At 70.7% G+C, this 25376-nt stretch carries 32 protein-coding genes; 12 read left to right on the top strand and 20 right to left on the bottom strand.

The features are described from left to right. Nucleotides 1–17: 17 nt before the first annotated feature. Both G6N64_RS09225 and G6N64_RS09220 read left to right on the top strand, forming a co-directional pair. Nucleotides 18–746, top strand: a complete 729-nt coding sequence (locus G6N64_RS09225; RefSeq protein WP_163796624.1) for an MBL fold metallo-hydrolase — start codon at nucleotides 18–20, stop codon at nucleotides 744–746. 2 nt (nucleotides 747–748) lie between these two features. Further along, nucleotides 749–1483 carry a class I SAM-dependent methyltransferase gene (locus G6N64_RS09220; protein ID WP_163801545.1) on the top strand — a complete coding sequence of 245 codons (735 nt, stop codon included), beginning with the start codon at nucleotides 749–751 and terminating at the stop codon, nucleotides 1481–1483. Here G6N64_RS09220 and G6N64_RS09215 read toward each other — a convergent pair. From G6N64_RS09215 to G6N64_RS09195, 5 genes are read right to left on the bottom strand one after another with little or no spacing between them, the layout of a single operon-like run. Continuing rightward, nucleotides 1480–1773, bottom strand: a complete 294-nt coding sequence (locus G6N64_RS09215) for a hypothetical protein (protein WP_308206592.1) — start codon at nucleotides 1771–1773, stop codon at nucleotides 1480–1482. The two genes, G6N64_RS09220 and G6N64_RS09215, sit on opposite strands and share 4 nt — an antisense overlap. A 10-nt stretch (nucleotides 1774–1783) precedes the next feature. Then, nucleotides 1784–2212, bottom strand: a complete 429-nt coding sequence (locus tag G6N64_RS09210; RefSeq protein WP_163796623.1) for an LLM class flavin-dependent oxidoreductase — start codon at nucleotides 2210–2212, stop codon at nucleotides 1784–1786. Beyond that, a complete protein-coding gene (locus G6N64_RS09205; protein ID WP_163796622.1) occupies nucleotides 2209–3324 on the bottom strand; it encodes an LLM class flavin-dependent oxidoreductase in 1116 nt (371 codons plus the stop codon). Before G6N64_RS09205 ends, G6N64_RS09210 begins: the two co-directional genes overlap by 4 nt. Beyond that, a complete protein-coding gene (locus G6N64_RS09200) occupies nucleotides 3321–4238 on the bottom strand; it encodes an LLM class oxidoreductase (protein WP_163796621.1) in 918 nt (305 codons plus the stop codon). The genes G6N64_RS09205 and G6N64_RS09200 overlap by 4 nt, the downstream gene beginning before the upstream one ends. Further along, entirely contained in the window at nucleotides 4235–4726 is a 492-nt protein-coding gene (locus tag G6N64_RS09195) for a GNAT family N-acetyltransferase (RefSeq protein ID WP_163796620.1), read from the bottom strand. Before G6N64_RS09195 ends, G6N64_RS09200 begins: the two co-directional genes overlap by 4 nt. A gap of 147 nt (nucleotides 4727–4873) precedes the next feature. Between G6N64_RS09195 and G6N64_RS09190 the strand changes: the two genes are divergently transcribed. Next, the gene (locus G6N64_RS09190) at nucleotides 4874–5728 is read left to right on the top strand and encodes an SDR family oxidoreductase (protein WP_163796619.1); all 855 of its coding nucleotides are present in this window, start codon (nucleotides 4874–4876) and stop codon (nucleotides 5726–5728) included. On the opposite strand, the gene G6N64_RS09185 is transcribed toward G6N64_RS09190, so the two are convergent. The 6 genes from G6N64_RS09185 to G6N64_RS09160 are packed head-to-tail and all read right to left on the bottom strand — an operon-like array spanning nucleotide 5725 to nucleotide 9657. Next, nucleotides 5725–6117, bottom strand: coding sequence for a hypothetical protein (locus G6N64_RS09185; RefSeq protein ID WP_163796618.1), 393 nt, complete (start codon nucleotides 6115–6117; stop codon nucleotides 5725–5727). The genes G6N64_RS09190 and G6N64_RS09185 overlap by 4 nt on opposite strands. 2 nt (nucleotides 6118–6119) lie before the next feature. After that, nucleotides 6120–7346 (bottom strand): O-succinylhomoserine sulfhydrylase, encoded by a 1227-nt coding sequence (locus G6N64_RS09180; RefSeq protein ID WP_163796617.1) that lies wholly within the window; start codon nucleotides 7344–7346, stop codon nucleotides 6120–6122. Next, a complete protein-coding gene (locus G6N64_RS09175; protein WP_163796616.1) occupies nucleotides 7343–7756 on the bottom strand; it encodes a rhodanese-like domain-containing protein in 414 nt (137 codons plus the stop codon). The genes G6N64_RS09180 and G6N64_RS09175 overlap by 4 nt, the downstream gene beginning before the upstream one ends. Before the next feature lie 19 nt (nucleotides 7757–7775). Then, nucleotides 7776–8237 (bottom strand): Rv0361 family membrane protein, encoded by a 462-nt coding sequence (locus G6N64_RS09170; protein WP_163796615.1) that lies wholly within the window; start codon nucleotides 8235–8237, stop codon nucleotides 7776–7778. After that, nucleotides 8234–9313 (bottom strand): ATP-grasp domain-containing protein, encoded by a 1080-nt coding sequence (locus G6N64_RS09165; RefSeq protein WP_163796614.1) that lies wholly within the window; start codon nucleotides 9311–9313, stop codon nucleotides 8234–8236. The genes G6N64_RS09170 and G6N64_RS09165 overlap by 4 nt, the downstream gene beginning before the upstream one ends. Before the next feature lie 23 nt (nucleotides 9314–9336). Beyond that, nucleotides 9337–9657, bottom strand: a complete 321-nt coding sequence (locus tag G6N64_RS09160) for a UBP-type zinc finger domain-containing protein (RefSeq protein ID WP_163796613.1) — start codon at nucleotides 9655–9657, stop codon at nucleotides 9337–9339. A gap of 48 nt (nucleotides 9658–9705) precedes the next feature. Here G6N64_RS09160 and G6N64_RS09155 point away from each other — a divergent pair, with 48 nt between their 5' ends. Then, complete coding sequence (locus G6N64_RS09155) at nucleotides 9706–11298, top strand: Na+/H+ antiporter (protein ID WP_163796612.1); 1593 nt, start codon at nucleotides 9706–9708, stop codon at nucleotides 11296–11298. On the opposite strand, the gene G6N64_RS09150 is transcribed toward G6N64_RS09155, so the two are convergent. Next, nucleotides 11285–11803 (bottom strand): MarR family winged helix-turn-helix transcriptional regulator, encoded by a 519-nt coding sequence (locus G6N64_RS09150; protein ID WP_163796611.1) that lies wholly within the window; start codon nucleotides 11801–11803, stop codon nucleotides 11285–11287. The genes G6N64_RS09155 and G6N64_RS09150 overlap by 14 nt on opposite strands. A gap of 100 nt (nucleotides 11804–11903) precedes the next feature. Between G6N64_RS09150 and G6N64_RS09145 the strand changes: the two genes are divergently transcribed. Then, complete coding sequence (locus G6N64_RS09145; protein WP_163796610.1) at nucleotides 11904–13928, top strand: MMPL family transporter; 2025 nt, start codon at nucleotides 11904–11906, stop codon at nucleotides 13926–13928. Between the two features lie 9 nt (nucleotides 13929–13937). Further along, on the top strand, nucleotides 13938–14741 hold the full coding sequence (locus tag G6N64_RS09140) for an alpha/beta fold hydrolase (protein WP_163796609.1): 804 nt from the start codon (nucleotides 13938–13940) through the stop codon (nucleotides 14739–14741). Here G6N64_RS09140 and G6N64_RS09135 read toward each other — a convergent pair. Next, complete coding sequence (locus G6N64_RS09135; protein WP_163794985.1) at nucleotides 14731–15009, bottom strand: hypothetical protein; 279 nt, start codon at nucleotides 15007–15009, stop codon at nucleotides 14731–14733. The two genes, G6N64_RS09140 and G6N64_RS09135, sit on opposite strands and share 11 nt — an antisense overlap. Before the next feature lie 78 nt (nucleotides 15010–15087). On the opposite strand from G6N64_RS09135, the gene G6N64_RS09130 reads away from it, so the two are divergent. Then, entirely contained in the window at nucleotides 15088–16293 is a 1206-nt protein-coding gene (locus tag G6N64_RS09130; RefSeq protein WP_163796608.1) for a cytochrome P450, read from the top strand. A 7-nt stretch (nucleotides 16294–16300) separates the two neighbouring features. Beyond that, complete coding sequence (locus G6N64_RS09125) at nucleotides 16301–16492, top strand: ferredoxin (RefSeq protein ID WP_163796607.1); 192 nt, start codon at nucleotides 16301–16303, stop codon at nucleotides 16490–16492. Here the strand turns inward: G6N64_RS09125 and G6N64_RS09120 are convergent. Genes G6N64_RS09120 through G6N64_RS09110 form a run of 3 tightly spaced genes read right to left on the bottom strand, consistent with a single transcriptional unit; the run spans nucleotide 16452 to nucleotide 19054 of the window. Further along, nucleotides 16452–17120 (bottom strand): hypothetical protein, encoded by a 669-nt coding sequence (locus G6N64_RS09120; protein ID WP_163796606.1) that lies wholly within the window; start codon nucleotides 17118–17120, stop codon nucleotides 16452–16454. The two genes, G6N64_RS09125 and G6N64_RS09120, sit on opposite strands and share 41 nt — an antisense overlap. An 18-nt stretch (nucleotides 17121–17138) precedes the next feature. Beyond that, the gene (locus tag G6N64_RS09115; RefSeq protein ID WP_246231059.1) at nucleotides 17139–17762 is read right to left on the bottom strand and encodes a PaaI family thioesterase; all 624 of its coding nucleotides are present in this window, start codon (nucleotides 17760–17762) and stop codon (nucleotides 17139–17141) included. Further along, nucleotides 17759–19054, bottom strand: coding sequence for an adenylosuccinate synthase (locus tag G6N64_RS09110; RefSeq protein ID WP_163796605.1), 1296 nt, complete (start codon nucleotides 19052–19054; stop codon nucleotides 17759–17761). The genes G6N64_RS09115 and G6N64_RS09110 overlap by 4 nt, the downstream gene beginning before the upstream one ends. Nucleotides 19055–19122: 68 nt before the next feature. On the opposite strand from G6N64_RS09110, the gene G6N64_RS09105 reads away from it, so the two are divergent. From G6N64_RS09105 to G6N64_RS09095, 3 genes are read left to right on the top strand one after another with little or no spacing between them, the layout of a single operon-like run. Then, on the top strand, nucleotides 19123–19761 hold the full coding sequence (locus tag G6N64_RS09105) for a peptidase M50 (protein WP_163796604.1): 639 nt from the start codon (nucleotides 19123–19125) through the stop codon (nucleotides 19759–19761). A gap of 14 nt (nucleotides 19762–19775) precedes the next feature. Next, nucleotides 19776–20567, top strand: a complete 792-nt coding sequence (locus G6N64_RS09100) for a site-2 protease family protein (RefSeq protein WP_163796603.1) — start codon at nucleotides 19776–19778, stop codon at nucleotides 20565–20567. Between the two features lie 44 nt (nucleotides 20568–20611). Continuing rightward, nucleotides 20612–21505, top strand: coding sequence for a cation diffusion facilitator family transporter (locus G6N64_RS09095; protein ID WP_163796602.1), 894 nt, complete (start codon nucleotides 20612–20614; stop codon nucleotides 21503–21505). Here the strand turns inward: G6N64_RS09095 and G6N64_RS09090 are convergent. Beyond that, nucleotides 21502–21918: a DUF3151 domain-containing protein gene (locus tag G6N64_RS09090; RefSeq protein ID WP_163796601.1), complete on the bottom strand. Its 417-nt coding sequence runs from the start codon at nucleotides 21916–21918 to the stop codon at nucleotides 21502–21504. The genes G6N64_RS09095 and G6N64_RS09090 overlap by 4 nt on opposite strands. Nucleotides 21919–21985: 67 nt before the next feature. Between G6N64_RS09090 and G6N64_RS09085 the strand changes: the two genes are divergently transcribed. After that, nucleotides 21986–22756: an Rv0361 family membrane protein gene (locus G6N64_RS09085; protein WP_163796600.1), complete on the top strand. Its 771-nt coding sequence runs from the start codon at nucleotides 21986–21988 to the stop codon at nucleotides 22754–22756. Between the two features lie 10 nt (nucleotides 22757–22766). Here G6N64_RS09085 and fbaA read toward each other — a convergent pair whose 3' ends face one another. From fbaA to G6N64_RS09070, 3 genes are all read right to left on the bottom strand, one after another. Further along, a complete protein-coding gene (gene fbaA, locus G6N64_RS09080; RefSeq protein WP_163796599.1) occupies nucleotides 22767–23804 on the bottom strand; it encodes a class II fructose-bisphosphate aldolase in 1038 nt (345 codons plus the stop codon). A gap of 84 nt (nucleotides 23805–23888) precedes the next feature. Continuing rightward, the gene (locus G6N64_RS09075; RefSeq protein WP_163796598.1) at nucleotides 23889–24284 is read right to left on the bottom strand and encodes an ester cyclase; all 396 of its coding nucleotides are present in this window, start codon (nucleotides 24282–24284) and stop codon (nucleotides 23889–23891) included. Further along, nucleotides 24284–25297 (bottom strand): alcohol dehydrogenase catalytic domain-containing protein, encoded by a 1014-nt coding sequence (locus G6N64_RS09070; RefSeq protein WP_163796597.1) that lies wholly within the window; start codon nucleotides 25295–25297, stop codon nucleotides 24284–24286. The genes G6N64_RS09075 and G6N64_RS09070 overlap by 1 nt, the downstream gene beginning before the upstream one ends. Nucleotides 25298–25376: the final 79 nt, after the last annotated feature.

Raw genomic sequence — 25376 nt, 5'->3', positions numbered from 1 at the left:
TCGATACACTCTCTTCCATGGCGGCCCTGACAGCCATCACCGATTCCGTGCACTTCGCCCAGACCGACCTGGTCAACTGGACGCTCGTCACCGATGGCAGTGGTGTGGTGATCATCGACGCCGGATTCCCGGGTCAACGCGACGAAGTCGTCGAGTCGGTGCGTGAACTCGGCTTCGGCATCGACGACATCCATGCGATCCTGCTGACCCATGCCCACGTCGACCACATGGGTTCGGCGATCTGGTTCGCGAAAACCCATGGCGCACCGGTGTTCTGCCATGCCGCCGAGGTGGGTCACGCGCATCGCGAGTACCTCGAGCAGGTCTCGCTGGTGGACCTCGCGCTGAAGATGTGGCAGCCCCGCTACGCGCTGTGGTCGGCGACGATCGGGCGCAAGGGCGCGCTGGTACGCGACGGCATCCCCACCACGCACGCGCTCACCGAGGAGGTCGCCGCGGCGCTGCCCGGCACCCCGATGGCGATTCCCACGCCGGGCCACACCGGCGGGCACTGCTCGTACGTGGTCGACGGGATCCTGGTCAGCGGCGACGCGATGGTCACCGGACACCCGGTGTCGACGCGCACCGGCCCACAACTGCTGCCCGGCCTGTTCAACCACGACCAGGCGGCGAGCGTGCGCAGTCTCGCCGCACTCGGCCTACTCGACACCGACGTCGTACTGCCCGGTCACGGACCGGTGTGGCGGGGTCCCATCCGCGAGGCGGCCGAGCAGGCCGCGCGGTGACGTTGCACGACGACCGCAGGCGCGCCAGTTCGTTCGGAGCGGCCGCCGCGCAATACGACCGGTTCCGCCCGACCTACCCGGAGGACCTGATCGCCGGTCTGGTCCCGGGACGGGGGTCGACGGTGCTCGACGTCGGCGCGGGGACCGGCATCGCCTCGAAGCAACTGGCCGACGCGGGCGCCGACGTGGTGGCCGTGGAACCCGATCCGGAGATGGCTGCGGTCGCCGCGGCCAAGGGCCTCACCGTGGACGTCGCGACGTTCGAGGACTGGGAGCCGGCGGGCCGGACCTTCGACCTGGTGGTCTTCGCGCAGTCGTTCCACTGGGTGGAGCCGGGGTCGGCGCTGACCAAGGTCGCCGGTCTGCTGACCGACGGTGGCCGGCTGGCGCTGCTGTGGAACCGGATCGTCCAGGTCCGCCCGTCCCTCGAGGACTTCGACGCCGCCTACGCGGGCATCGTCGACGACTGGCGCCGGCCGTCGGAGGGCATCGAGCGCTCCGAGCGGCTGAGCACGCTGCTCGACGAGGCAGGCTTCGTGAACGAGCGGCAGTCCTACGGCGAGGACCTGCACTACTCGACCGGCGACTGGATCGACATGGTCACCACCTACTCGGCCGTGCTGACGCTGGAGGCCGACGCCCGCGAGCTGCTGCGGGCCCGCCTGCGCGAGTGCATCGGTGACGGCGGCGTGGACGCGACCAACGACGCGCTCGCGGTGGTGTGCCCGCGTCGCTAGGTGAGGACCTCGATGCCCAGCAGGAAGATCGAGGTCAGGCACAGGCCGCAGGACACGGTGATCGCGGGCATCAGGATCATCGAGTCGAGTTCCACGTCGTCGAGGGCGTCCTCGGCGACCCGGCCGAACAGCACCCGCCCGACGACGTTGCCGCGCAGCGCGCGCACGGCACGTTCGACCGCCGAGGTGTTGCGGTAGCGACCCAGCAGCGCGCGGAACGCGAAGCCGCCGACGAACACCAGCACGGCGGCGAGCAGCAACAGCCACCCCACCACCAGTTGCGTCAGCACACGAAGGAATCTAGAGGCCGAGCCGCTCCTCGTCGAACACGACGGCGGGCCGCTCCCGTGGGCCGGCGGGCAGTGTCGGCATTCCGCTGACCTCGAAGTGAGGGCCGCGATGGTCGATCCGCCGGATGGTCGACGGCGCCGTCCCGTGCACCCAGCCCGACCACAGCGCCTCGACGACGGCGGCGAACTCCTCGGCGCGCCCGTGCGGCCCGCCGTGCAGCAGGACGCCGGCGCGCCCGGCCGACAGGTGGTCGAGCGTGGCGAGGCGACGGGCCACGGTGAACGGCGCCGCGGTGGCCACGTCGACCTCGATCATCAGACCGACGCGGTCGGTGACGCCGGCCAGCGCGGCAAGGGTCATCGCGTCACCCACCAGGTAGTCGACGCCGGACAGGTCGGCCACGCGGGTGGACGGGGTGACCCGCACCGCGACGCTCACCCGATGCCCCAGCGTTCGGCGATCAGTCGATGCGAGCGCAGCCGGTCGGCGTGATCGTGCGTGACGGAGGTGATCACCAGCTCGTCGGCGTCGGTGACGCGCCGCAGCGCGTCGAGCCGGTGGGCCACCTCGTCGGGATCGCCCACGAATTGCGTTGCGGTACGGTCCCGCACCGCCTCGGCCTGCTCGGGCGAGAGCGGCTCGAAGGAGTCGGGGTCGGGGTAGGGCACCGCACCGCCCTCGGCGCGGATGGCGTACACCCACCGGCCGAAGCTCGATGCGAGGTGCACCGCCGTGTCGTGGTCGTCGGCCACCAGGACGTCGGCGGACACCACGACGTAGGGCTCCGGCAGCGCCGCCGACGGCCGGAAGGCGTTCCGGTAGGCCTCGACGGCGTCGAGCGCGGTCGCCGGGGTGATGTGGTAGCTCGCCACGAACGGCAGCCCGCGACTGCCGGCGACCTCGGCGCTCTGCCCCTTGCTGCTGCCGAACACCCACGGCCGCAACGGCGCACGCTCACCGGGCACCACGTGGGTCTCGTGACCATCGGCGGTGAAGGTGCCGTCCAGCATGGCCAGGATGTCGTCGACCTGGGTGGCGAAGTCCGGCGTCTTGGCCTCGGGCTGCTGCAGGACGCCCATGCGCGCCTTGAGGACCGGGTTGCGCATCAGGGTGCGGATGTCGAACGGGGCGGGCACCACGACGCCGTCTATTTCGAGCCACTCCGTGCGCCGTGCGGGAGGCGGCGGCTTGCGGTCGTCGTTCGCCTCGCGGCGCCGTTGACCGGACCGGCCGACGCCGAGGTCGATGCGACCCGGGTGGAACGCGTCGAGGATGCCGAAGCTCTCGACCGTCGCCACCGCGGTGGTGTGGCCGAGCTGCACGGCAGCCGCACCCACGTGGATCCGCTCGGTGGCCGAGGCGATGTGTCCGATCAGCACCGCGGGCGACGACCCCGCGACCGCGACGAAGTGGTGTTCGGCGACCCAGTAGCGCGAGAACCCCCAGCGCTCGGCATGCCGGGCGAGATCGACCGTGTTGCGCAGCGCGGTCGCCGCGTCGGCGCCCTCGCTGATCGGCGAGAGGTCGAGGATGGACAACGGCACGGTCATGGCGCCCCCTGGTGGACTAGTCGCTGACGGAGGGTCTGGGACTCGGAGTAGTTCGAGCGGAATCGGCCGGCGGAGCGCAGCAGCGGCGTCACCTCGTCGACGATGAACGGCACGTCGACGACGTTCACCGACGGCCGGAGCCGGAACCCGTCGACGCCGAGCCGGTTCCACCGAAGCATCAGGTCGACGAGTTCCGCTGCATCACCGTCGAACACGTAGGCGTCCGACCGTTCGTCGAGGACGTGCGTGGACGACACGAAGACGTCGGCGTACACCCGGACGCCGCCACCCGAGTCGGCGACCTCGCCGAGGATGGTCGACACCGCACCGTCGTCACGCGGTGTCACGAACACCAGATCGGCAGCGTGCGAGGCGAACTCGTACACCCGCCGATTGTGCGCCAGCGCGGCGACGACCGGGCGCGGGCATTCGGCGCGAACCTCCGCCACGACGTCGGACGCAGGCGTGAACGGGTCCCCGGTCGACGGTGGCCTGCCGAAGAGGGCCGCCTCGTACGCGGTCGTGCTGATGCGCGGCTGCCAGCCGGACCGACCGCCCGACAGCTCGTCGAGCGCGGCGACCGCGGCGGCGATCTCCGGAGCCGGGGTGTGGGTGACCGTCGCGACCGGCACCAGTCCGAGGTGGGTGGTGGCAGTCACGACGCGCGCGGCGACGAGGAACGCGTCGGGCCGCCCGGCGAGCCACCGGGGATCGACCTCCGGCCTGCGGCGGCGCTGCGGGGTGAGTCCGTCGTCGAACGTCACGAAGTCGAGCAGCCCACGCTCCGCGGTGGCGGCGAGGCCGGCCCAGTAGCCGCCGTCGAGAACCGACGCGCCGGCCGGCGAGTGACGCCACGCCTCCGGATGCCAGCCGAGCCCCTCGAGCGCGACCGAGACCGGCAGGTGCGCGGTCACGCCAGGTCCTTGAGGAAGGCGACCGGGTAGACCTCGCCGCCGTCGGCCTCCAGCGGTTCCGCCAGCCGTCGGTACCCGGTGGCCAAGTACAGCGCCTCGGCCTCGGGCTGCTTGTCGCCGGTGGTCAGGTAGATCCGGCGGTAGCCGAGGGCGACGATCTCGGCCTCCAGCACGGCCAGCGTGGCCCGGCCGTGTCCGCGCCGCCGGTGTGCGCTGTCGGTCCAGATGCGCTTGAGTTCCGCGGTCCGGTCGTCGAACCTGCGGAACGCTCCCCCGGTGACCGGGACGCCGTCGACGTGGCCGATCACCATGCCGCCGCCGGGCGGGGCGAACTCGTCGGCCGGGTAGCCGCGCAGCCACCGGCCCACCCGTTCCACGGTGCTCCCGTAGCGGGTCGCGTACTCCACGGCCAGCTCGGCGAGCAGCGGCGCGGCCAGGGGATCGTCCTGACCGACCGCCACGAAGGTGGCCTCTCGACTGCTCGTCATCACCTCCGTTCGTACCCGCACGACGGGTCCAACGCGAGCCCGCGCGGCGCATTCCTGATCACGGACTTCCACTCGTGGTGATCCGAAGGCCGCCCCGGCCGGCGACGCACTACCGAACCAAACTTGACACGTGTAAAGTTTGGCGCCATGGACAACATCAGGGGCAAGACCATCGCGATCACCGGCGCCGCGCGAGGCATCGGCCACGCCACCGCCAAGGCCCTGCTGGGCCGCGGCGCACGGGTGGTCATCGGCGACCGCGACGTGGCGGTCCTCGAGTCGGCGGTCACCGAACTCGGCCGGTACGGACAGGTCACCGGCTACCCACTCGACGTGACCGACCGCGAGTCGTTCGAGGTGTTCCTCGACAAGGCCCGCACCGACGGCGCCGGTCACATCGACGTGCTGATCAACAACGCGGGCGTCATGCCCATCGGCCCGTTCCTCGAGCAGAGTGAGCAGTCCATCCGCTCCTCGATCGAGGTCAACTTCTACGGTGTGCTCGCCGGCTGTCAGCTGGTGCTGCCCGAGATGGTCAAGCGCCGCCGCGGCCACGTCATCAACATCGCCTCGATGTCCGGCATGATCCCCGTGCCCGGTCAGGTGGTCTACGTCGGCGCGAAGTTCGCCGTCGTCGGACTCTCCGTGGCGCTGGCCGACGAGATGGCCCCGCACGGCGTCGAGGTGTCGGTGGTCATGCCGCCGTTCACCAACACGGCGCTGGTCTCCGGCACCAAGGAGACCGCGGGCACCAAACCCGTTGAGCCCGAAGTGATCGCCGCCGCGATCCTCAAGACGCTCGACAAGCCCAAGACACAGGTGTCGGTGCCGGCGCCGCTACGGTTCACCGCCGCCGCGGCGTCCATGCTCGGCCCGCGCGGCCGCCGCTGGATGAACAGGAAGCTCGGCCTCGACAACGTGTTCCTCGAGTTCGACCAGGCCGCACGCAAGAGCTACGAGGACCGGGCGCAGGCTTCCCTCGGCGTCGTCGAGAAGAACTAGAAGCCCTGCGGGAGCGGATCTCCCGCGCGGAAGGCCTCGAGGTCCGCGAGGCCTTCCGTCAGCTCCGCCATCGTGAACTGATAGATCTCACCGTCGGGCGTCGAGCCGACCAGAATCACCTGCGGCGCAGCGGGATCGGTGACGACGACCCGGGTGACCGGCTCGATCGCCTCGTCGTCGAACTCGGCCGCCGACGGCGGGTAGACCCACGTCACGAACTCGTCGCCGGAGAACTCCTCGTCATACTCCCAGCCCCGCCTGCTGAGCAGATCGTCGAGTTCGGTGACGGCCGCCAGGTCGGCGTGCACCTCCGGCGGCATCCACCTGTCGTTGCGGGTGGACACCCGCTTCTTGCGCCGAGCCTTCTTGGCCGCCGAAGCCTTCGACACGGCTAGCCGAGCGCCCGGTCGAGGTCGGCGATGAGGTCCTCGGTGCCCTCGAGCCCGATCGAAACCCGCACCACGCCGTCACCGAGGCCGATCGCAGCACGTCCCTCCGGGCCCATCGCGCGGTGGGTGGTGGTGGCCGGGTGGGTGATCAGCGACTTGGCGTCCCCGAGGTTGTTCGAGATGTCGATGACGCGGAGCCCGTCGAGAACCTCGAAGGCGCGGGCCTTCGTTCCGCCCGTGAGTTCGAACGTGACGACCGTTCCGCCGCCGCTCATCTGGCGCTTCGCGAGGTCGTACTGCGGGTGCGACTCGAGGAACGGGTACTTCACCCAGCTCACCCCCGGGTGCCCCTCGAGGAACTCGGCGACGCGGTGGGCGGACCGGTTGGAGTAGTCGACGCGGATGGCCAGCGTCTCGAGACCCTTGAGCAGAGTCCACGCGTTGAAGGCGCTGATCGCCGGTCCGGTGTGGCGCATCAGCTTCTGCACCGGGCCGTCGATGAACTCCTCGTCACCGAGGATGGCGCCGCCGAGCACGCGGCCCTGACCGTCGATGTGCTTGGTCCCGGAGTAGATCACCACGTCGGCGCCCAGCGGGATGCCCTGCTGCAGCAGCGGAGTCGCGAAGACGTTGTCCAGCACCACCTTCGCCCCCGCCGCGTGGGCGAGGTCGCACACCGCGGCGATGTCGACGAGTGACTGCATCGGGTTCGACGGCGTCTCGAAGAAGACGGCCTGCGTCGGGACCGAGAGCGCCTCCTCCCACTGCGCGAGGTCCTCGCCGTCGACGAAGACGACCTCGACCCCCCAGCGCGGCAGGATCTCGCTGCAGACGACGAAGCACGAGCCGAACAGACTGCGCGCGGCCACCAGTCGGTCACCCGCGGCCAGCAGCGCGCCGAGCGCGGTGAAGACCGCGGCCATGCCGGTCGCCGTGGCGAAGGCGGCGGGAGCACCCTCGATCAGACGCAGACGCTCCTCGAACATCGAGATCGTGGGGTTGCCGTAGCGGGAGTAGACGTACCGGTCGATCTCGCCGGTGAACGCCTTCTCGGCATCGCCCGCCGTCTCGTAGACGTACCCCGACGTCAGGTACAGCGCCTCGGACGTCTCCTCGAAGTTGGACCGCAGCAGACCGCCGCGCACGCCGATCGTGGCCTGGCTGACGCCGTCGGGCAGGGGTGCCGGGATACGGACGGACGGCACCTGTCCCTTCTCGTCGGCGCTCACGACTGCCTCCACGGCAGCCCGACGGCCTTCCAGCCGGTGGCGCCGCGGTGCCCGTCGGGGCCGACGTCACCCTCGAACCCGTCGAGCACGTTGAACGAGGGCAGGATTCCCGCCTCGGTCGCCGCCTCGGCAGCGCCGATGGATCGGTTGCCGGAACGGCAGAGGAAGACGACGGGACGCTCACCGGGCGTCACGCCGGACGCCACCAGGTCGTCGACGAAGCCGTCGTTGTGGGTGCCGTCGGTGCGGTTCCACTCGACGTACACGACGTCCCTGTCGAGCGAGGAGGTGTCGGCCACTCCGACGAAGCGCCACTCGGCTTCGGTCCGACAGTCGACGAGCACGGCCTCGGGGTTGTCGACCAACACCTTCCACGCCTCTTCCGGCGTGATGTCTCCCGCGTAGCTCACGTTCGCGAGTCTCCCATACCTAGCTGGGGCCCGGCGAGCACACCTTCCAGGCTCCGTCCTCGCGGACCAGGGCCAGGTCGACGCTCACGGTGTCGTCCGGCGTCTTGTCGAAGTGGTAGGTCACCGAGGCGGTCGCGTCGTCGCCGGTGATCGCTACCTCGCCGATGCCGTCGACGTAGCGCTCGCCGTTCTCGGCCACCGAAGCACGCTGTCCGGCAATGACTCCCGACTCGTCGCCGTCCTGCGCGCGGCAGGTGTAGAGCCGGAAGTCGGCGTAGTCGTCGCGCTGCAGGGCGTCGTTCTGGGCGACCACCGCGCGGCCGACCTCCTGCTCCGGCGTCGGCCCTTCGTCGGACCCGGAGTTGAACACGACGATTCCGATCACCACGAGGCTGATGATTGCCAGCGCACCGAGGAACGGTGCGATCGTGGGCCGGTCGGCGGCCGGCTCCGTGGCGTCCGGATCGTCTGGCTCGGTCATGGCACCCGCAGAACGCTCGACACCCGGTGCGCCCGGTCGCGGGCCCGCACGACGTCGGGTGCCGTCGCCACCGCGACCGCCGCGCCGTCGACGAGCCGGACGTCGCTCTCGGGCACCGCCAGCGCCTCGTTCAGCATGCCGGGGGCAGCGCCGTCGCGGTCGATGACCTCGGCCGCCGCGGGCGAAATCATGATCGTGTCGATCGACAGGCCGAGGATGGCGCGGGCGTGCAGTTCGAACTGCGACAGCCGTTGCGAGCGCAGCGTCACCAGACCGACCGCCTCGGGCCGGGGGCGGACGTGCGAGAAGTAGACCTCGTCGCCCGACACCAACAGGTCGACGCCGAACAGGCCGCGTCCGCCGAGGGAGTTGACGATGCGGGCGGCGATCGAGCGGGCGGCGTCGAGTGCGGCGGGCGCCATGTGGTGCGGCTGCCACGCCTCGAGCGGCCCGCCGTCGGTGCGCCGGTGACCGATCGGCTCGCAGAAGTGCACCGCGGGGCCCGTCGGGCCGATGGTCCGCACGGTCAGCAGCGTCACCTCGTCGTCGATGTCGACGACGGTCTCCGCGATCACGCGCCCGGGTCCCCCCGCGGCGTCCGACGTGGCCAGCTGCCAGGCGGCGCCCACGTCGTCGGGCCGGGTGAGGATCGACCGGCCGCCGGCGGCGTCGCCCGCGACCGGCGAGACGACGAGTGGGAACCCCGCGTGCTCGGCCACCGCGTCGAGTTCCTCGGCCGACCCCGCGAACCAGAACGGGACGGTCGGCAGGCCGAGTTCGTCGGCCGCCAGCTTGCGCAGGCCCTCCCGGTCGAGCGAGAGGCGCGCGCTGCGGGGGGTGGGGAACACCTCGACTCCGTCGCGTTCGGCGGCGGCGATCAGCACGTCGGCGGGCACCTGCGGGGAGTCGGCCACCACGAAGTCGTGGCCGTCGTGGGACGTGTCGGCGGGGTCCACCGTCGTGACCACCGCACCCAGCCGTTCGAAGGCGAGCGCGAGGTCGCCGCCCGGCACGGCAGAGCCCAGCAGCAGCACGCTGGGTCCTCCGGCGGGCCGGCTCGCGGTCGTTTCACTCATCGCCTGTCCACCCTGCCAGACGCTCAGGACGGTCCGGAGTCGACCAGCATGTCGAGGTAGCACCACCGCCACGTCTCACCCGGCTCGACCGACCGCATGACCGCATGGTCGGTGTCGTGGAAGTGCGCGGTGGCATGCTTGTGCGGGCTCGAGTCGCAACAGGCGACGTGCCCGCACGTCAGGCACATCCGAAGGTGCGCCCAGATGGTCTCGCCCAGAACGGCGCAATCCTGGCACCGACCGGGGCTCTGCGGTTCCGGGTCGGTGCCTGCTACGGCGGCGGCGAGGTGCTCGCACGTGCTGGGCGGGGAATTCGTGTCGCGTTGCCGCGTTCTCCTCCGCATGCTGATCAGGATAGGGCGGGACGCGGCCGCCCGGGGAGGTGACGAGTCGTGAGTGCGTCGCTGCTCGCCGTTCTGGTGGTGTCGGTGCTGCTCGCCGCCATCGCCCGCCGCTACGACGTGTCCGCGCCCCTGGCGCTGGTGCTCGCCGGGCTGGCGGCGGGGACCATCCCCGGCCTGAGCGGCATCGAACTCGAGCCGGAACTGGTGCTGTTCGTGATCCTGCCGCCGCTGCTGTGGTCGGCGGGGCTGGAGAGCAGTTACGTCGCACTGCGCCGCAACGCCCGGCCGATCGGCCTGCTGGCGGTGGGCCTGCCGCTGGCCACGACGTTCGCGGTGGGGGTGGTGGCGTTCCACACCGTGCCCGAACTGACGGTCGCCGCCGCGCTGACGCTGGGCGCCATCGTCGCGCCGCCGGACGCGGTGTCCGCCGCGGCGATCGGTCGCAGGCTGGGGCTGCCGCGTCAGGTCATGACCCTGCTGGGTGGGGAGAGCCTGCTCAACGACGCGACGGCGCTGACGGCGTACAAGGTCGCGCTCGCCGCCGCGATCGGGACCGCCGCCACCTGGGGCAGCGGCCTGGGCACGTTCGCGCTGGCCGCCGCGGGCGGCGTGGCCGTCGGCGGCGCGATCGGCTGGCTCATCGACTACGTCCGGACGTGGCTCGACGACCCGCTCGTCGAGAGCGCCATCGGCCTCGTCGCGCCGTTCATCATCTACTTCGTGGCCGAGGAGGTGCACGGCTCGGGCGTGATCGCGGTGGTGGTCGCCGCGCTGCTGCTCGGGCAGCGCTCGGTGCGCGCGACCTACGCCACGCGGCTGCAGGACACTGCGGTGTGGAAGGCGGTCCAGCTGGTGCTGGAGTCGTTCGCCTTCCTGCTGATCGGGCTGCAACTGCCCACGGTCGTGTCCGAACTGGCCGGGATCCGGGCGTCGACGTTGGCGATCGCGTCGGCCGCCGTGTTGGCGACGGTGATCGGGATCCGCATCGCGTGGGTGTTCGCGTTCGCCTACCTGCCGCGCCTGCTGTCGCGCCGCATCCGCGAGGAGGAGCCGCGCCCGACGCCCGCGCAGGTCTTCGTCGTCGCGTGGGCCGGGATGCGCGGGGTGGTGTCGCTGGCCGCCGCCTTCGCGGTGCCGACGACCACGCTGAGCGGCGAGGAGTTTCCCGGCAGACCGCAGCTGGTGTTCCTCACGTTCGTCGTCGTGGTCGGCACGCTGCTGCTGCACGGGCTCACGCTGCCCTGGATCATCAAGGTCCTCGACGTGCCGAGCGACGACCTGCACCGCGACGCGCTCGAGACTGCGGCAGCGCAGACCAAGGCGGCGCGGGCCGCCGCGCAGCGGCTCGACGACATGGTCGCCGAGCAGAAACCGGGGTCTATCTCCGAGTACACGCCGAAGGTGCTGCGCGCGTGGAACGAACGCCGCAGCCAGGCCGCGTGGGAGGAACTGGGCCGCAGCGACGAGGAGATCGGGCACGAGAGCCCGGCCGCGACGTTCCGCAGGCTGCGGCTGGGCATGCTGGCGGCCGAGCGCGAGGAGTTCATCAGGCAGCGCGACGCCGGGACGATCGACGACGAGGTCCTGCGGACCGTGCTGCGGGGACTCGATCTGGAGGAGGCCGCGCTCAACCGCGACTGACGGTGTCCACCCCGATGTCGGCGGGCATCTCGGCGCGGAACGCCCGCATGCCGTCGACGAGTGCGCCGAAGACCCGGTGCGCGGCCTCGAGGTCCTCGTCGGGCACGTGCGCCATCGAGGTGTGGGTGTGGTCGGCGAGGCTCGTGAAGAATCCGCGTGCCACCTCCATGCCGTGGTCGGCGTAGCGCAGGATCACCTTGCGGCGGTCGGACGGATCGACCTCGCGGCGCAGGTGCCCGGTCTCGGTCATCCGCTCGACCAGGTACGTGATCGCGGCGCCGGACAGGCCCATCTGCCTGCGCAGGTCCCCCGCCGTCATCCGGACCTCGGCCGTCTCGGCGATCATGACGAACAGCAGAGCGCGAAACTCGTTCGGCGACAAGTCATTCTGATCGGCGAAGGAACGCGCCACCCAGTCCGATTCGGACGACAGCTCCCGCAGGTCGCCGGCGATGCGCCGTTCCAGCTCACCCCGGGACGAGCTGGGTGGCGTCGGGTCGGACATCGTGGCAATTCCTTTGGCAGAGTTGGCGCTCGAAGCATAGTGCCAGAGCCTGGGGACGCCCCGGGTTGATTTCTATTTAGAAAACTGAAATATTCGTCGGGTGAGCAGACGCACCTCCTGGGTCGTGGCCGCGATCGTCCTGCTCGGGTCCGTCGCCGCCCTCCTCCTGATCGGCAGTTCGGCGTCGGCGGAACAGTCCCCCGTCGCGGTACCGGCGACCTCGGAGTCCGCCCGTGCCGACGCCACCCGCTCGGCGTTCCCGCAGGGCGACGCCGTGCCCGCCGTCGTCATAGCCACCCGCACCGACTCCGGCGCGCTGACACCAGGCGACCTCGCAGCCGTCGACGCGGCCACGGCACGGGCGCTGACGGCGGCGGACGCGGCCCCGTCCGGGCCACCCGTCATCGTCTCCGACGATGGTCGGGCCGCGGTGGCGACCGTGCCACTGCGCGGTGACCTGTCGGGCTTCGCCCTCGGCGACGCGGTGTCGTCGATCAGGTCGGCGGTGACCGATGGACTGCCCGGGGATCTGCGGGCCGAGGTCACCGGCGGCCCGGCGTTCGGTGCGGACATCGCGGACTCGTTCAGCGGCGCCAACGTCACCCTGCTCGCCGTCACCGCGTTCGTCGTCGCGCTGCTGCTGATCGTCACGTACCGGTCGCCCGTGCTGTGGCTGGTGCCGCTGATCGTCATCGCCCTCGCCGACCGGGTCGGGTCGGTGGTCGGCGCGGCCATCGCCACCGCCGTGGGTACCAGTCCGGACGGATCGACGGGCGGCATCACCAGCGTGCTGGTGTTCGGCGCGGGCACGAACTATGCGCTGCTGCTCATCTCGCGCTACCGCGAGGAACTGGGCGGCGGAGCGGACGCTGGACTGGCGCTGCGGACGGCCCTGCGCCGTGCCGGGCCCGCCATCGTCGCGAGCAACGCGACGGTCGTGCTGGCCCTGCTGACGCTGCTGCTGGCGACGTCGCCGAGTACCCGCAGCCTCGGCGTCCAAGCGGCCGCCGGCCTCGTCGTCGCCGCCGTGTTCGTGCTGCTGGTGCTGCCACCGGCGCTGGGACTGTTCGGGATCCGGCTGTTCTGGCCGTTCGTGCCGAAGGCCGGCGCGCCACCGTTGACCACGACGGGTGCGTGGCACCGCATCGCCTCGGGCGTGGCGAGGCGTCCGGCACTGGTGTCGGCGGCGGCCGTCGCGGTCCTGCTGGCGTTGAGCGCGGGACTGCTCGCGACGCCCATCGGGTTGTCGCAGACCGAGCAGTTCCGGGTTCGGGCCGAGTCCGTCACGGGCTTCGAGACCCTGGCCGAGCACTTCCCCAGCGGCGTCACCGGACCCACCCGCGTGGTCTCGGCGACGTCCGCCGACGCCGCAGTGGCCCAGGCGATCACCGGAACCCCCGGCGTCGTCTCCGCCACCCCGAACGGCACGTCACCCTCGGGCCTGACGCAGTGGTCGGTGGTGCTCGACGCCGCGCCCGCGTCCGACGGTGCGCTAACCACGGTCGGCGCGCTGCGCGACTCGGTGCACGCCGCCGACCCCGACGCGCTGATCGGCGGACCGGACGCCACCGCCGTCGACGCGAAGGCCGCCGCGCGGCACGATCTGAGCGTCGTCGTGCCGGCGGTCCTGGTCGTGGTGCTCGCCGTGCTGTACGTCCTGCTGCGGGCGGCGCTGGCACCGCTGGTCCTGGTCGGGGTCACGGTGCTGAGCGCACTGGCCGCGCTGGGCCTCGGCGGCTGGGTAAGCGTGCACGCCTTCGGTTTTCCCGCCCTGGACAACGCGACGCCGCTGTTCGCGTTCCTGTTCCTGGTGGCGCTCGGCGTGGACTACACGATCTTCCTGGTCACCCGCGCCCGCGAGGAGACCCCAGAGCACGGCACCCGCGAGGGCATCGTGCGCGCCGTGTCGGCCACCGGTGCGGTGATCACCAGCGCGGGAATCGTTCTGGCAGCGGTGTTCTGCGTGCTGGGCGTCCTCCCGCTGATCGTGCTCACGCAGATCGGCATCATCGTCGGCCTCGGCATCCTGCTCGACACGTTCGTCGTGCGAACGGTGATCATCCCGGCGCTGTTCACGCTGATCGGTCCGCGGATCTGGTGGCCCGCGCTGAAGCCCGACCGCTAGATTCACCCCATGGACCACGTCGTCGACACCGTGCTCGGTCGCATCCGGGTTCAGACGGAGGGCACCGGCGAGGCGATCCTGTTCTGGCCCAGCCTGCTGATGACGGGCGACATGTGGGCGGCTCAGGCCGAGTACTTCGGCGGCGACCACCGCGTCGTCCTCGTCGACCCGCCGGGACACGGTGGAAGTGATTCCCTGTCAGCTCATTTCACGTTCGACGACTGCGCCCGGGTCATCGTCGACGTGCTGGACGCGCTCGGCATCGACCGCACGCACGTCGTCGGCAATTCGTGGGGCGGCATGATCGGCGGCACGTTCGCCGCCCGCCACCCCGACCGCATCGGCCGGGCCGTACTGATGAACTGCACCGCGTCACCGGCGGGCCCGTGGCAGAAAGTCGAGTACGGCGCACTGCTGCGCGCCGCGCGGGCCGTGGGCGGCATCCGGCCGCCACTGACGCGGTCGGTGCTCAAGGCCTTCCTCGGCCCCACCACGTTCGCGACGCGTCCCTCGGTGGTCGACGCCGTGCGGTCGTCGGTTCAGGCCGTCGACGTGACCTCGAGCGCGTGGGCGGTGCGCAGCGTCGTACCGCGACGACCGGACCAGCGCGGTCTGCTGGCGTCGGTGCGGACGCCGGTGCTGGTGGTGGCCGGCGCCGAGGACGCGACGTTCCCGGTCGACGAGACGCGCGCCATGGCCGACGCCATCCCGGGATCGCGGTTCGTGGTGCTGGACGGCGTCGCCCACCTCGCCGCGCTGGAGAATCCGGCGCTGGTGAACTCGCTCGTCGCGGACTTCCTCGCTAGGGGCTGACGGTCGGGCTGTGGCCCACCGACGACCGCGGCACCCTACGGGGCGGATTGTTCTGCGCGAACCCGGTGCACGTGCCCAGGTGTCCGCCGACGCAGGGCACGCCGTTCATCGTGGGAACCGGACCGCCGGACACGATGGTCGGCGCGCCGTTGTAGGCGTGGTCGTCGGTCGCCGAGGCGATCGGCGCGGCAGTCGACGCGACGAAAGACACTGCGGCGCAACCGGCTATCGCGAGCCGGGCGAGCCATCGGTGGTGGTGGGTCGTCACGGGACCTCCTTCGCGGTCACCACCGACGATACGCGGCCATTTCGGCCGCCCGGGAAATCCGTCGGTACCGTCGATGGCATGACCCATGCCCCGCCCCAACCGCCGGTGCACATGCGCCGCGACGGGTTCGACCCGACGCGCGAACTCGGCGAGATCCGCGACACCGTCGGCGTCCAGGACGTGGTGAACGCGTTCGGGATGAAGGTCTACCTGATCACCCGTCACGACGACGTGCGGGAGATGCTGTCGGACCACGAACGGTTCTCCAACGGTCGCCCGCCCGGCTTCGTCGTCCCCGGTGCGCCGCAGGCCACCGAGGAGGAGCAGGCCAGCGCCCGGGCAGGCAACCTGCTGGGCCTCGACCCGCCCGAACACCAGCGGCTCCGCCGGATGCTGACCCCGGAGTTCAACTTCCGCCGCATCAAGCGGATGGAACCCCGCATCACCCAGATCGTCACCGAGCACCTCGACGCCATGGAGCGCCGCGGCGCGCCCGCCGACCTGGTCGAGCAGTTCGCGCTGCCCATCCCGTCGCTGGTGATCTGCGAGCTGCTCGGCGTGCCGTACGAGGACCGCGCCGACTTCCAGGAGCGTTCCGGACGGCAACTGGACCTGTCGCTGCCGATGCCCGAACGGATGGAACTCGCCCGGGCGGGCCGGGAGTACATGCTCTCGCTCGTCTCGCGGGCCCGGGCGCATCCCGGTGAGGACATCCTCGGCATGCTGGTCCGCGAGCACGGCGACGAGCTGACCGACGACGAACTCGTCGGCATCGCGGGCCTGCTGCTGCTCGCCGGGCACGAGACCACCTCGAACATGCTGGGCCTCGGCACCCTGGCCCTGCTGCGGCATCCCGACCAGCTCGCCGCCGTGCGCGACGATCCCGACGCCGTCGGTCCCGCTGTCGAGGAACTGCTGCGGTGGCTGTCGATCGTGCAGACGTCCATCCCGCGGATCACCACCACCGACGTCGAGATCGGGGGTGTCGAGATCCCCGGCGGCCAGCTCGTCTTCGGCTCGCTACCCGCCGCCAACCGCGACCCCGGGTTCACGGCCTCGCCCGACACCCTCGACATCACCCGCGGCGCGCCGGGTCACCTGGCGTTCGGCCACGGCGTCCACCACTGCCTGGGTGCGCCGCTGGCCCGCATGGAGATGCGGATCGCGTGGCCCGCGCTGTTCCGCCGGTTCCCGAACCTGGCGCTCGCGGAGGACTGGGCGGACGTCGAGTTCCGCTCATTCCACTTCATCTACGGGCTACGTTCGTTGAACGTGAGGTGGTGAGGTCCAGATGAAGGTGATCGCCGACCGTGACGCGTGCATCGCGTCCGGAAACTGCATGATGGTGTCCGAGGAACTGTTCGACGCCGACGACGACGGCGTGGTGGTGGTGCGCACCGACGACGTTCCGGCGGACGAGGAGGACCACGCCCGCGAGGCCGTCACGATCTGTCCGGCGGCGGCCCTTCGGATCGCCGACTGAGGATCGTCAGGCTCACCACCAGCACCCAGATCGGGAACACCAGCGTGATCCACAGGCTGACGTCGCTGGCGATCAGCACGCTGACCGACGCGACGTAGCTGGCCACGACCAGCCAGGTGGGCATCAGCCGCGTCTTCAGCCAGATGGTCGCTAGCGACATCATGAACACCGCGGCCATCCGCAGCGCGTAGGTGTTGCTCAGGGTCGTGACCATCGTCTGCCCGAACGCCGCGAGTTCGGCCGACGGTGCGTCGTCGCCCGCACGCTTGCCTGCCGCCAGACCCTTGCCGACCGCTGCGGCGGCGAACATCATCGCCAGGAACAGCAGCCCGCTACCGAGGAACACCGAGCTGAAGAACTTGTCCTCAAGCACGCCGAAGCCGTCGCGGACCACTCCGATGAACCACAGGAACGTGATGCCGGCGAACGGCATCAGGATCGTGGCCCACCGGATCATGTCGGCGTGGCCGTCCGCCCACTGCGTGCCGTGCTCGGCGCCGTCGGGCAGCGCCAGCCGGATCAGCACGAGCACGGTACCGAAGATCAGCGCGAACAGGACGCCCGCCACGGCGGCCGCGCGCGGCGTCTTGAGGCGCTGGAGGTGCCGGTCGACGCTCTGCTCGGTCATGAGGTCAGGGTTGCACAATCAGGGCTGACCGGGCAGCAGCCGGATCATCAGGCCGTTCGCCTCGGCTAGCAGTGCGCCGTCGGGATCGCGCAGCTCGGCGTTGACGAACGCCTTGCGGCCGTCGACCTCGCGGATCCAGCCGCGCGCGGTGAGCTTGGTGTCGATCGGCGTCACCTTGCGGTAGTCGACGTGCAGGAAGCCGGTCCGGCTGATCGGGCGGCCGCCGGCGTGGATCACCATGCCGAACACCGAGTCGAACAGCAGGGGCAGCACGCCACCGTGCACGGCGTAGTTGCCGCCGACGTGGAAGCGGCTGAACGGCACGGTGAGTTCGACGCCGTCGGGCGCCATCTTCGTCACCCGGAACGGCGGCATGAGCAGGTTTCCCGCGCCCGGCATCGACGGCATCCGGCCCGCGGGCGCGGCACCCTCGTCGGCCACCGACGGCTCGAGCAGTGCGACGAGTTCGGCGACCCGCTCGGCGGCCTCGACCCACGTGTCGCTGTCCGGGTCGGCCGACACGGCGAGGTCCTGCAGGCGTCGCATCCCCGTCACGAACGGCTCGAAACCCGGTCCGGGATCGGCGGATTCGAAGACCGGGAAGCCGCCGTGCTTCTCGTATTCGGGATCCGTGTCGGTCACCGGGGAGCCAGGATGTCTCGTCGCACGATCGTCTGATCACGGCCGGGACCGACGCCGATGCACGACACGTGTGCGCCGCTGAGTTCCTCGAGGCGCAGGACGTAGTCGCGGGCCTTGGCGGGCAGGTCGTCGAACTCGCGGGCGTCGGAGATGTCCTCCCACCACCCGGGCAGTTCCTCGTAGACCGGCTCGGCGCGCGCGATGTCGCTCTGCGTCATCGGCATCTCGCTGGTGCGCTTGCCGTCGACGGTGTAGCCGACGCACACCGGCACCGTCTCCAGGCTGGACAGCACGTCGAGCTTGGTGAGGAAGTAGTCGGTGATGCCGTTGGTCCGGGTCGCGTACCGCGCGATCACCGCGTCGAACCAGCCGCAGCGGCGCGGCCGTCCGGTGGTGACGCCGACCTCGCCGCCGGTCTTCGCGAGGTAGGCGCCGTGCTCGTCGAACAGCTCGGTCGGGAACGGACCCGAGCCGACCCGCGTGGTGTACGCCTTGAGGATGCCGAGCACGGTCGTGATGCGGGTGGGCCCGATGCCGGAGCCCACCGACGCGCCACCCGCGGTCGGGTTCGACGACGTGACGAATGGATACGTGCCGTGGTCGACGTCGAGCAACGTGCCCTGCGAGCCTTCCAGCAGCACGGTCTGACCGTCCTCGAGTGCCTCGTTGAGGATCAGCCGGGCGTCGGCGATGCGGTGCTTGAACCCCTCGGCCTGTTCGAGCAGCGCGGCCACCACGTCCGCGGGCTCGAGAGCCTTGCGGTTGTAGATCTTGACCAGCACCTGGTTCTTGAACTCCAGCGCGGCCTCGATCTTCTGGGTCAGCGCGTCGGGGTCCAGCACGTCGGCGGCACGGATGCCGAGGCGCGCCACCTTGTCCTGGTAGCAGGGACCGATGCCGCGACCGGTCGTGCCGATCTTCTTGTTGCCCAAATAGCGCTCGGTGACCTTGTCGATCGCCACGTGGTACGGCATCAGCAGGTGCGCGTCGGCGGAGATCAGCAGGCGGGAGGTGTCGACGTTGCGATCCTCGAGCCCCTTCAGCTCGGCGAGCAGCACACCCGGGTCGACGACGACGCCGTTGCCGATCACGTTGGTGACGCCGGGGGTCAAGATCCCCGACGGGATGAGGTGCAGGGCGAAGTTCTCCCCTGACGGGAGCACGACCGTATGGCCGGCGTTGTTGCCGCCCTGGTAGCGGACGACCCACTGGACGCGCCCACCGAGTAGATCGGTGGCCTTTCCCTTGCCCTCGTCGCCCCACTGGGCGCCGATGAGGACGATTGCCGGCATCGCGATTCTCCTGCTTATTGTGTTGCAGCCGGTGCATGACCCTATCCCAGCTTTGACGAGGAGCCCTCGTGACCGCCCCCGACCTCGTCGTGTTGCGCTTCGGCGAGCACCGGGTGCCGCGCGGCCTGGCGGGTCTGGAGGTCCACGACGTGACCGCGCCGACCGACGTCGACGCCCCGTCTGCGGGTCGCCTGATCGTCGTCGGCGGTGACGGCGACCTGGCCACGGTGCTGACGCGGCTGCTGCGCACCGAGCGCCTCGACGTCGAGGTGGCGTACGTCCCGCGACGACGGACGGCGGCGACCCGCGCCTACGGTCTGCCCACCGGGACGCGCGCCGTGCGGGCGGCCAGGACCGGTACGGCGACGACCCTGCCGCTGATTCGCGACGACACCGGGCGGGTGCTGGTCGGCGTCGGCCTGTGGGTGGGCGAGACCGGCGACCTGCGGGGCGAGGCGGTCGTCGACGACACCACGCTGTTCGACGGGACCGTCGCCGCCGTGCGGATCGAACCGACCGGGACGATGCCGGGCCTGCGTGCGGCGGTGGCGCCCGGGCGGTTGCGGCCGCGCCGCTGGATCTCGGGCCGCGCCGCGCAGCTCGGCAGCCCCGGCGCAGTGGTGGTGCGCGACGGCGAGCCGGCGCCGAGGGCCCTGCGGCGGTCCACGTTCTACCGGCACGTGACGGGGTGGGCGGCCGTCCGGTAGGTACCTTTGCTGGAGTGAGCATTCGTCCCCTCCGGCAGTCGGTGCGGCCCAGTCCGGTCTTCCTGGCGATCGTCGCGATCACGGCCGCCGGCGGTGCGATCGCCTGGTTCGCGCCCATCGGGGCCGATGGCCGCCCGCCCGCGATCGCCTACGCCGGCGTGTTCGTCTTCGTGCTCTTCGGCTGGCTGGTGTCGCTGTGCCTGCACGAGTTCGGCCACGCCTACACCGCGTGGCGGTACGGCGACCACGACGTCGAGGTCCGCGGCTACCTGACGCTGAACCCGCTGAAGTACTCGAACCCGATGCTGTCGCTCGGCCTGCCGGTGCTGTTCATCGCGCTGGGCGGGATCGGCCTGCCGGGCGGCGCCGTGTACGTGCGCACGTCGTGGATGACGCCGCGCCAGCGCACGACGGTGAGCCTCGCGGGTCCGTTCGCCAACGTGGTGCTGGCGATCGTGCTGCTGATCGCCGTCCGCGTCCTATACGACCCCGCCCACCTGGCGTTCTGGGCGGCCGTCGCGTTCCTCGGCTTCCTGCAGGTGACGGCGGTGATCCTCAACCTGCTCCCGATCCCCGGGCTGGACGGCTACGGCGCACTCGAGCCGCACCTGGCCTACGAGACGCAGCGCAAGCTGGACCCGGTCAAGGGGTGGGGATTCCTGATCCTGCTGCTGCTGCTCATCGTGCCGACGCTCAACCAGGTCTTCTTCTCGGTCGTCTACTCGGCGTTCGACCTGTCGGGCGTCTCGAGCCAGCTGGTCGCGATCGGCAGCGCGCTGACCCGGTTCTGGTCCGCCTGGCTGTAGGGGACGCCTTGCGATATATGCGCGATTACGCATAGATTGCACGCATGGGTGCGGGACACGATCACAGTCACGGCGGCGGGGACGTCCGCGTCGGCCGGATGCTCGCCGGCGCGGCGATCCTCGCGGTCTTCTTCGTCGTCGAGCTGACCACCGCGCTGCTGATCAACTCGATCGCGCTGCTGGCCGACGCCGGACACATGCTCACCGACCTGGTGGCGATGTTCATGGGCCTGACGGCAGTGCTGCTGGCGCGGCACGGCCCCGCGTCGGCGTCACGAACCTACGGGTGGCACCGCGCCGAGGTCTTCACCGCCGTCGCCAACGCCGTCCTGCTGCTCGGCGTCGCGGGCTTCATCCTCTACGAGGCGTTCGAGCGCCTGGGTGACGCACCGGACGTGCCGGGCGTGCCGATGATCGCCGTGGCGTTGGCGGGCATGCTCGCCAACGTCGTCGTCATGCTCCTGCTGCGGTCGTCGTCGGAGAGCAGCCTCGCGGTCAAGGGCGCCTACATGGAGGTCGTCGCCGACACCGTCGGCAGCGTCGGCGTGCTGATCGCCGGCATCGTCACCGTGACCACGCAGTGGCCCTACGCCGACGTCGTCGTCGCGGTCCTGGTGGCGCTGTGGGTACTGCCACGGGCCTTCTCGCTGGCGCGCTCGGCGCTGCGGATCCTGTCCGAGTCGTCCCCGAGCCACATCGACGTCGACGAGCTACGCGGCGCGCTGGCCGCCGTGGACGGCGTCACCGGCGTGCACGACCTGCACGTGTGGACGCTGGTGCCCGGCCGCGACATGGCGACCGCGCACGTCACCTGTTCCGGGAACTCGGCCCAGGTGTTGGAGCAGACCCGCGCGGTGCTGGCGGCACGCGGCCTCGAACACGCGACCGTCCAGGTCGAGGCACCCGAGAACGCCGCCGACTGCGACGGGAACTGCTAGCGCGGGAACAGGTGGACGCGCGCTTCCGGATCGCAGTCGTCGAGCAGATCGAGGCAGCGCTGGTACTCCTCGGTCTCGCCGATGGTGTCCGCCGCCCGGGCCAGCGCCGCGACGCACCGCAGGAACCCGCGGTTGGGCTCGTGGGCGTAGGGCACCGGGCCGAAGCCCTTCCACCCGTTGCGGCGCAACTGGTCCAGCCCGCGGTGATATCCGGTGCGCGCGTAGGCGTAGGCGGTGATCGCACGGTCGTCGTCGAGGGCGTCCTCGGCGAGCGATGCCCAGGCCACCGACGCCGACGGGTGCGCGGCCGCGACGATCGCGGGGTTCTCCCCCGCGGCGAGCGCCTCCTCCGCCTCGGTGTCCCCCGGCAGCAGCACCGGGTCCGGGCCCAGCAGATCTCCCATACGCGTCATGGGCCTATTGTGCCGTGCGGGCTGGATAAGCTCGTGTCTGACCGTCGCGAAGAGGAGTGGGACGCACATGTCGAAGCCATCTGGGCCCGACGACGACCAGCAGTCGGAGGCCTTGACGGAGGTGTTCGCGCCCGCCGATCCGTCGGCCGCGACACCCGAGGGTGACGACGCGGGCACCGACCCTCGGGAACGTCGCTTCACCGCACCCTCGCCGTCCGATGCGGGCGCGACTCAGGTGATCGGGCACGTTCCCGAGCCCGCCACCGAGGTGTTCAAGGCCGCCCCCGCCTCCGACGCCGCCGCCGCGGGCGCGTTCACCGAGCCGATCGCCCATCAGGGCTCCGCCCCTGGGCCACAGGTCATTCCGGGCCGTGACGGCACCAAGGCGCCGCGCAGCCGTCGCAGCTGGGGCTGGGTCATCGCCGTGGTGCTGGTCATCGCCGCCGTGGTCGCCGTCGCCATCCTCGGCACCATCCTGCTCACCCGCGACGACGAGCCCGTCGTGTCCCAGGAGGAACTGGTCCGCTCGACGATCCAGAACTTCGACACCGCGATCCAGAAGGGCGACCTCGCGGCGCTGCGCAGCATCACGTGCGGCGACACCGCCGTCAGCTACGTCGACTACGACGACGCGCAGTGGAAGGACATCCACGCCAAGGTGGCCGCCGCCCGCCAGTACCCGGTGGTGGCCAGCGTCGACCAGGTGGTGGTCAACGGCTCGCACGCCGAGGCCAACGTGACCTCGTTCATGGCCTTCGACCCGGCCACCCGGTCGACGCGGAGCTTCGACCTCGAGTTCCGCGACGACCAGTGGAAGATCTGCCAGGCGCCGCAGTAGCTCCCGGGGCCTAGCTCCCGGAGATGCTCTTCCCGGCGCTGTGCAGGTCGTTGCAGGCCTCGACGACGCGCTCGGTCATGCCGGCCTCGGCCTTCTTGAGGTAGCTACGCGGGTCGTAGACCTTCTTGTTGCCGACCTCGCCGTCGATCTTCAGCACGCCGTCGTAGTTCGAGAACATGTGCGCGGCGAGTGGCCGGGTGAACGCGTACTGGGTGTCGGTGTCGACGTTCATCTTCACGACGCCGTAGTTCAGCGAGTCCTCGATCTCCGACTTGAGCGAGCCCGATCCGCCGTGGAAGACGAAGTCGAAGGGCTTGCTGCCCTCTGCCAGGCCGAGCTTGGCCGTCGCGACCTTCTGGCCCTGGTCGAGGACCTCGGGGCGGAGCTTGACGTTGCCCGGCTTGTAGACGCCGTGCACGTTGCCGAACGTCGCGGCCAGCAGGTACTTGCCGTGCTCGCCGTGGCCCAGCGCGTCGATGGTCTTCTCGAAGTCCTCGGGGGTGGTGTAGAGCTTGTCGTTGATCTCGGCCTCGACACCGTCCTCTTCGCCGCCGACCACGCCGATCTCGATCTCGAGGATGATCTTCGCCTCGGCCGCCAACTTCAACAGCTCCTTGGCGATCTCCAGGTTTTCGTCGATCGGCACCGCGGAGCCGTCCCACATGTGCGACTGGAACAGCGGGTCGCGGCCGTTCTTCACCCGGTCGGCGGAGATGGCGAGCAGCGGGCGCACGTAGGAGTCCAGCTTGTCCTTGGGGCAGTGGTCGGTGTGCAGGGCCACCGAGATCGGGTACTTCGCCGCGACGACGTGTGCGAACTCGGCGAGCGCGACGGCTCCGGTCACCATGTCCTTGATGCCGAGGCCCGAGCCGAATTCCGCACCGCCGGTGGAGAACTGGATGATGCCATCGCTGCCCGCGTCGGCGAAGCCCTTGATGGCGGCGTTGATGCTCTCCGAGCCGACACAGTTGATGGCCGGGAACGCGTACGCGTTCTCCTTTGCTCGGCCGAGCATCTCGGCGTAGACCTCGGGCGTGGCGATGGGCATGGCGTTGCTCCTCCTGGCGTTACGGCGTCGAGACGTGTCCATGCCAGTATCGCAAGAAGCTTCCCGCGGCGGCAGTCGGATGCGTCAGGGTGCCATCTGGGCCGCGACCGCGCGCGTGTCCAGCATCGAGGACACCGCGACGATCCGCCGGTCGCGAAACGTGTAGAACGCGTGCTCGGCGAACGTGATCGACGTCCCCGTCGGCGCGAAGCCCAGGAACGGCCGTTCCGGGGTGCACCGGAAGATCAGTCGGCATGCCACGACGTCGCCCTCGGCCACGATGCGGTCCGCGACGAACCGCAGGTCGGGGATCGTCCGCACGTCCCCCTCCAGCATCGCCCGGTAGCCGCTCAACCGGAGCGGTCGATCGTTGTGGACGACGTCGTCGTCGACGAAATCGCCGAGTGCGTCCCACCGCCGCTCGTTGAGGCAGTCGAGGTAGCGCCGGTACGCGGCGGTGAGACAACGAGTTTCGGGCACTAGACGGTGAGCACCATTCGGTAGCGGGCCTTGCCGGTGTCCATCGCCTCGTAGGCCGCGGCGGCCTCGGCCAGTGGACGCTCCTCGATCATCGCCCGCACCCCGGTCTGCAGCGCGAAGTGCATGGTCTCCTCGACGTCGCGCGACGTCCCGGACGGGTGACCGACCACCGACAGGCCGGAGTTGATCAGATCCAGCGGGCTGATGGGCAGGTTGTCGGGTGTGACGCCGATGATGACCAGTTCGCCCTCCGGGCCCAGCCCGCCGACCGTCGCCGCCATGGCGTCCGAGTTGGCCGCGGTCGCGAGCACCACCCGCGCACCGCCCAGATCCCGCAGCGCGGCGGCCGGGTCGGACGCGTTCGAGTCGACGTAGTGGTGGGCGCCCAGCTTCCTGGCGTCCTCCTCCTTGCCCGGGCCGCGGGCGATCGCGACGGTCTCGAAGCCCATCGCACGGGCGAACTGCACGCCGAGGTGTCCGAGTCCACCGACACCGAGGACCGCGACGAGGTCGCCGGCCTTGGCGCGGGTGTTGCGCAGCCCGTTGAAGGTCGTCACGCCGGCGCAACCCATCGGCGCGGCCTCGCTGAACGACAGTCCCTCGGGGATGCGGGCCAGCGCGGTCGCGGGCGCGGTGAACGACTCGGCATACCCGCCGGCGTAGCTCAGGCTGGGGATCTGCCCGCGCTCGCACTGCATGAAGTAGCCCTGCCGACAGGGGACGCACCGGTTGCAGTTGCCACCGAACCAGCCCACGGCGACGCGGTCACCGACGGCGAAGTCCTCGACGCCGTCGCCGACCTCGGCGATGGTGCCCGCCACCTCGTGGCCGGGGGTGATGGGCCACGACAAACCGGGGAAGCCGCCGTTGACGAAGGCGTGGTCGGTGCCGCACACGCCGCACGCAGCGACGGCGATGCGCACGTGATCCCGCGGCGGGGACGTGGTCTCGACGTCGGTGAGGGTCAGCGCGGCGCCGGCGGACGGGACGTGAACTGCACGGTGAGTGGCCATCAGCCGACGATAACCGTGCAGGCCCGTGCATGTATGCCTGCTGGCTGGAAGACCTCACCTGTGAGGGTGCTCGACGTTG

It is taken from the genome of Mycolicibacterium sediminis (assembly GCF_010731735.1).
Taxonomy (GTDB): Bacteria; Actinomycetota; Actinomycetes; order Mycobacteriales; family Mycobacteriaceae; genus Mycobacterium; species Mycobacterium sediminis.
The sequence above is the reverse complement of the archived record's forward strand: the minus strand, read 5'-3'. Positions and strand labels throughout refer to the sequence as shown.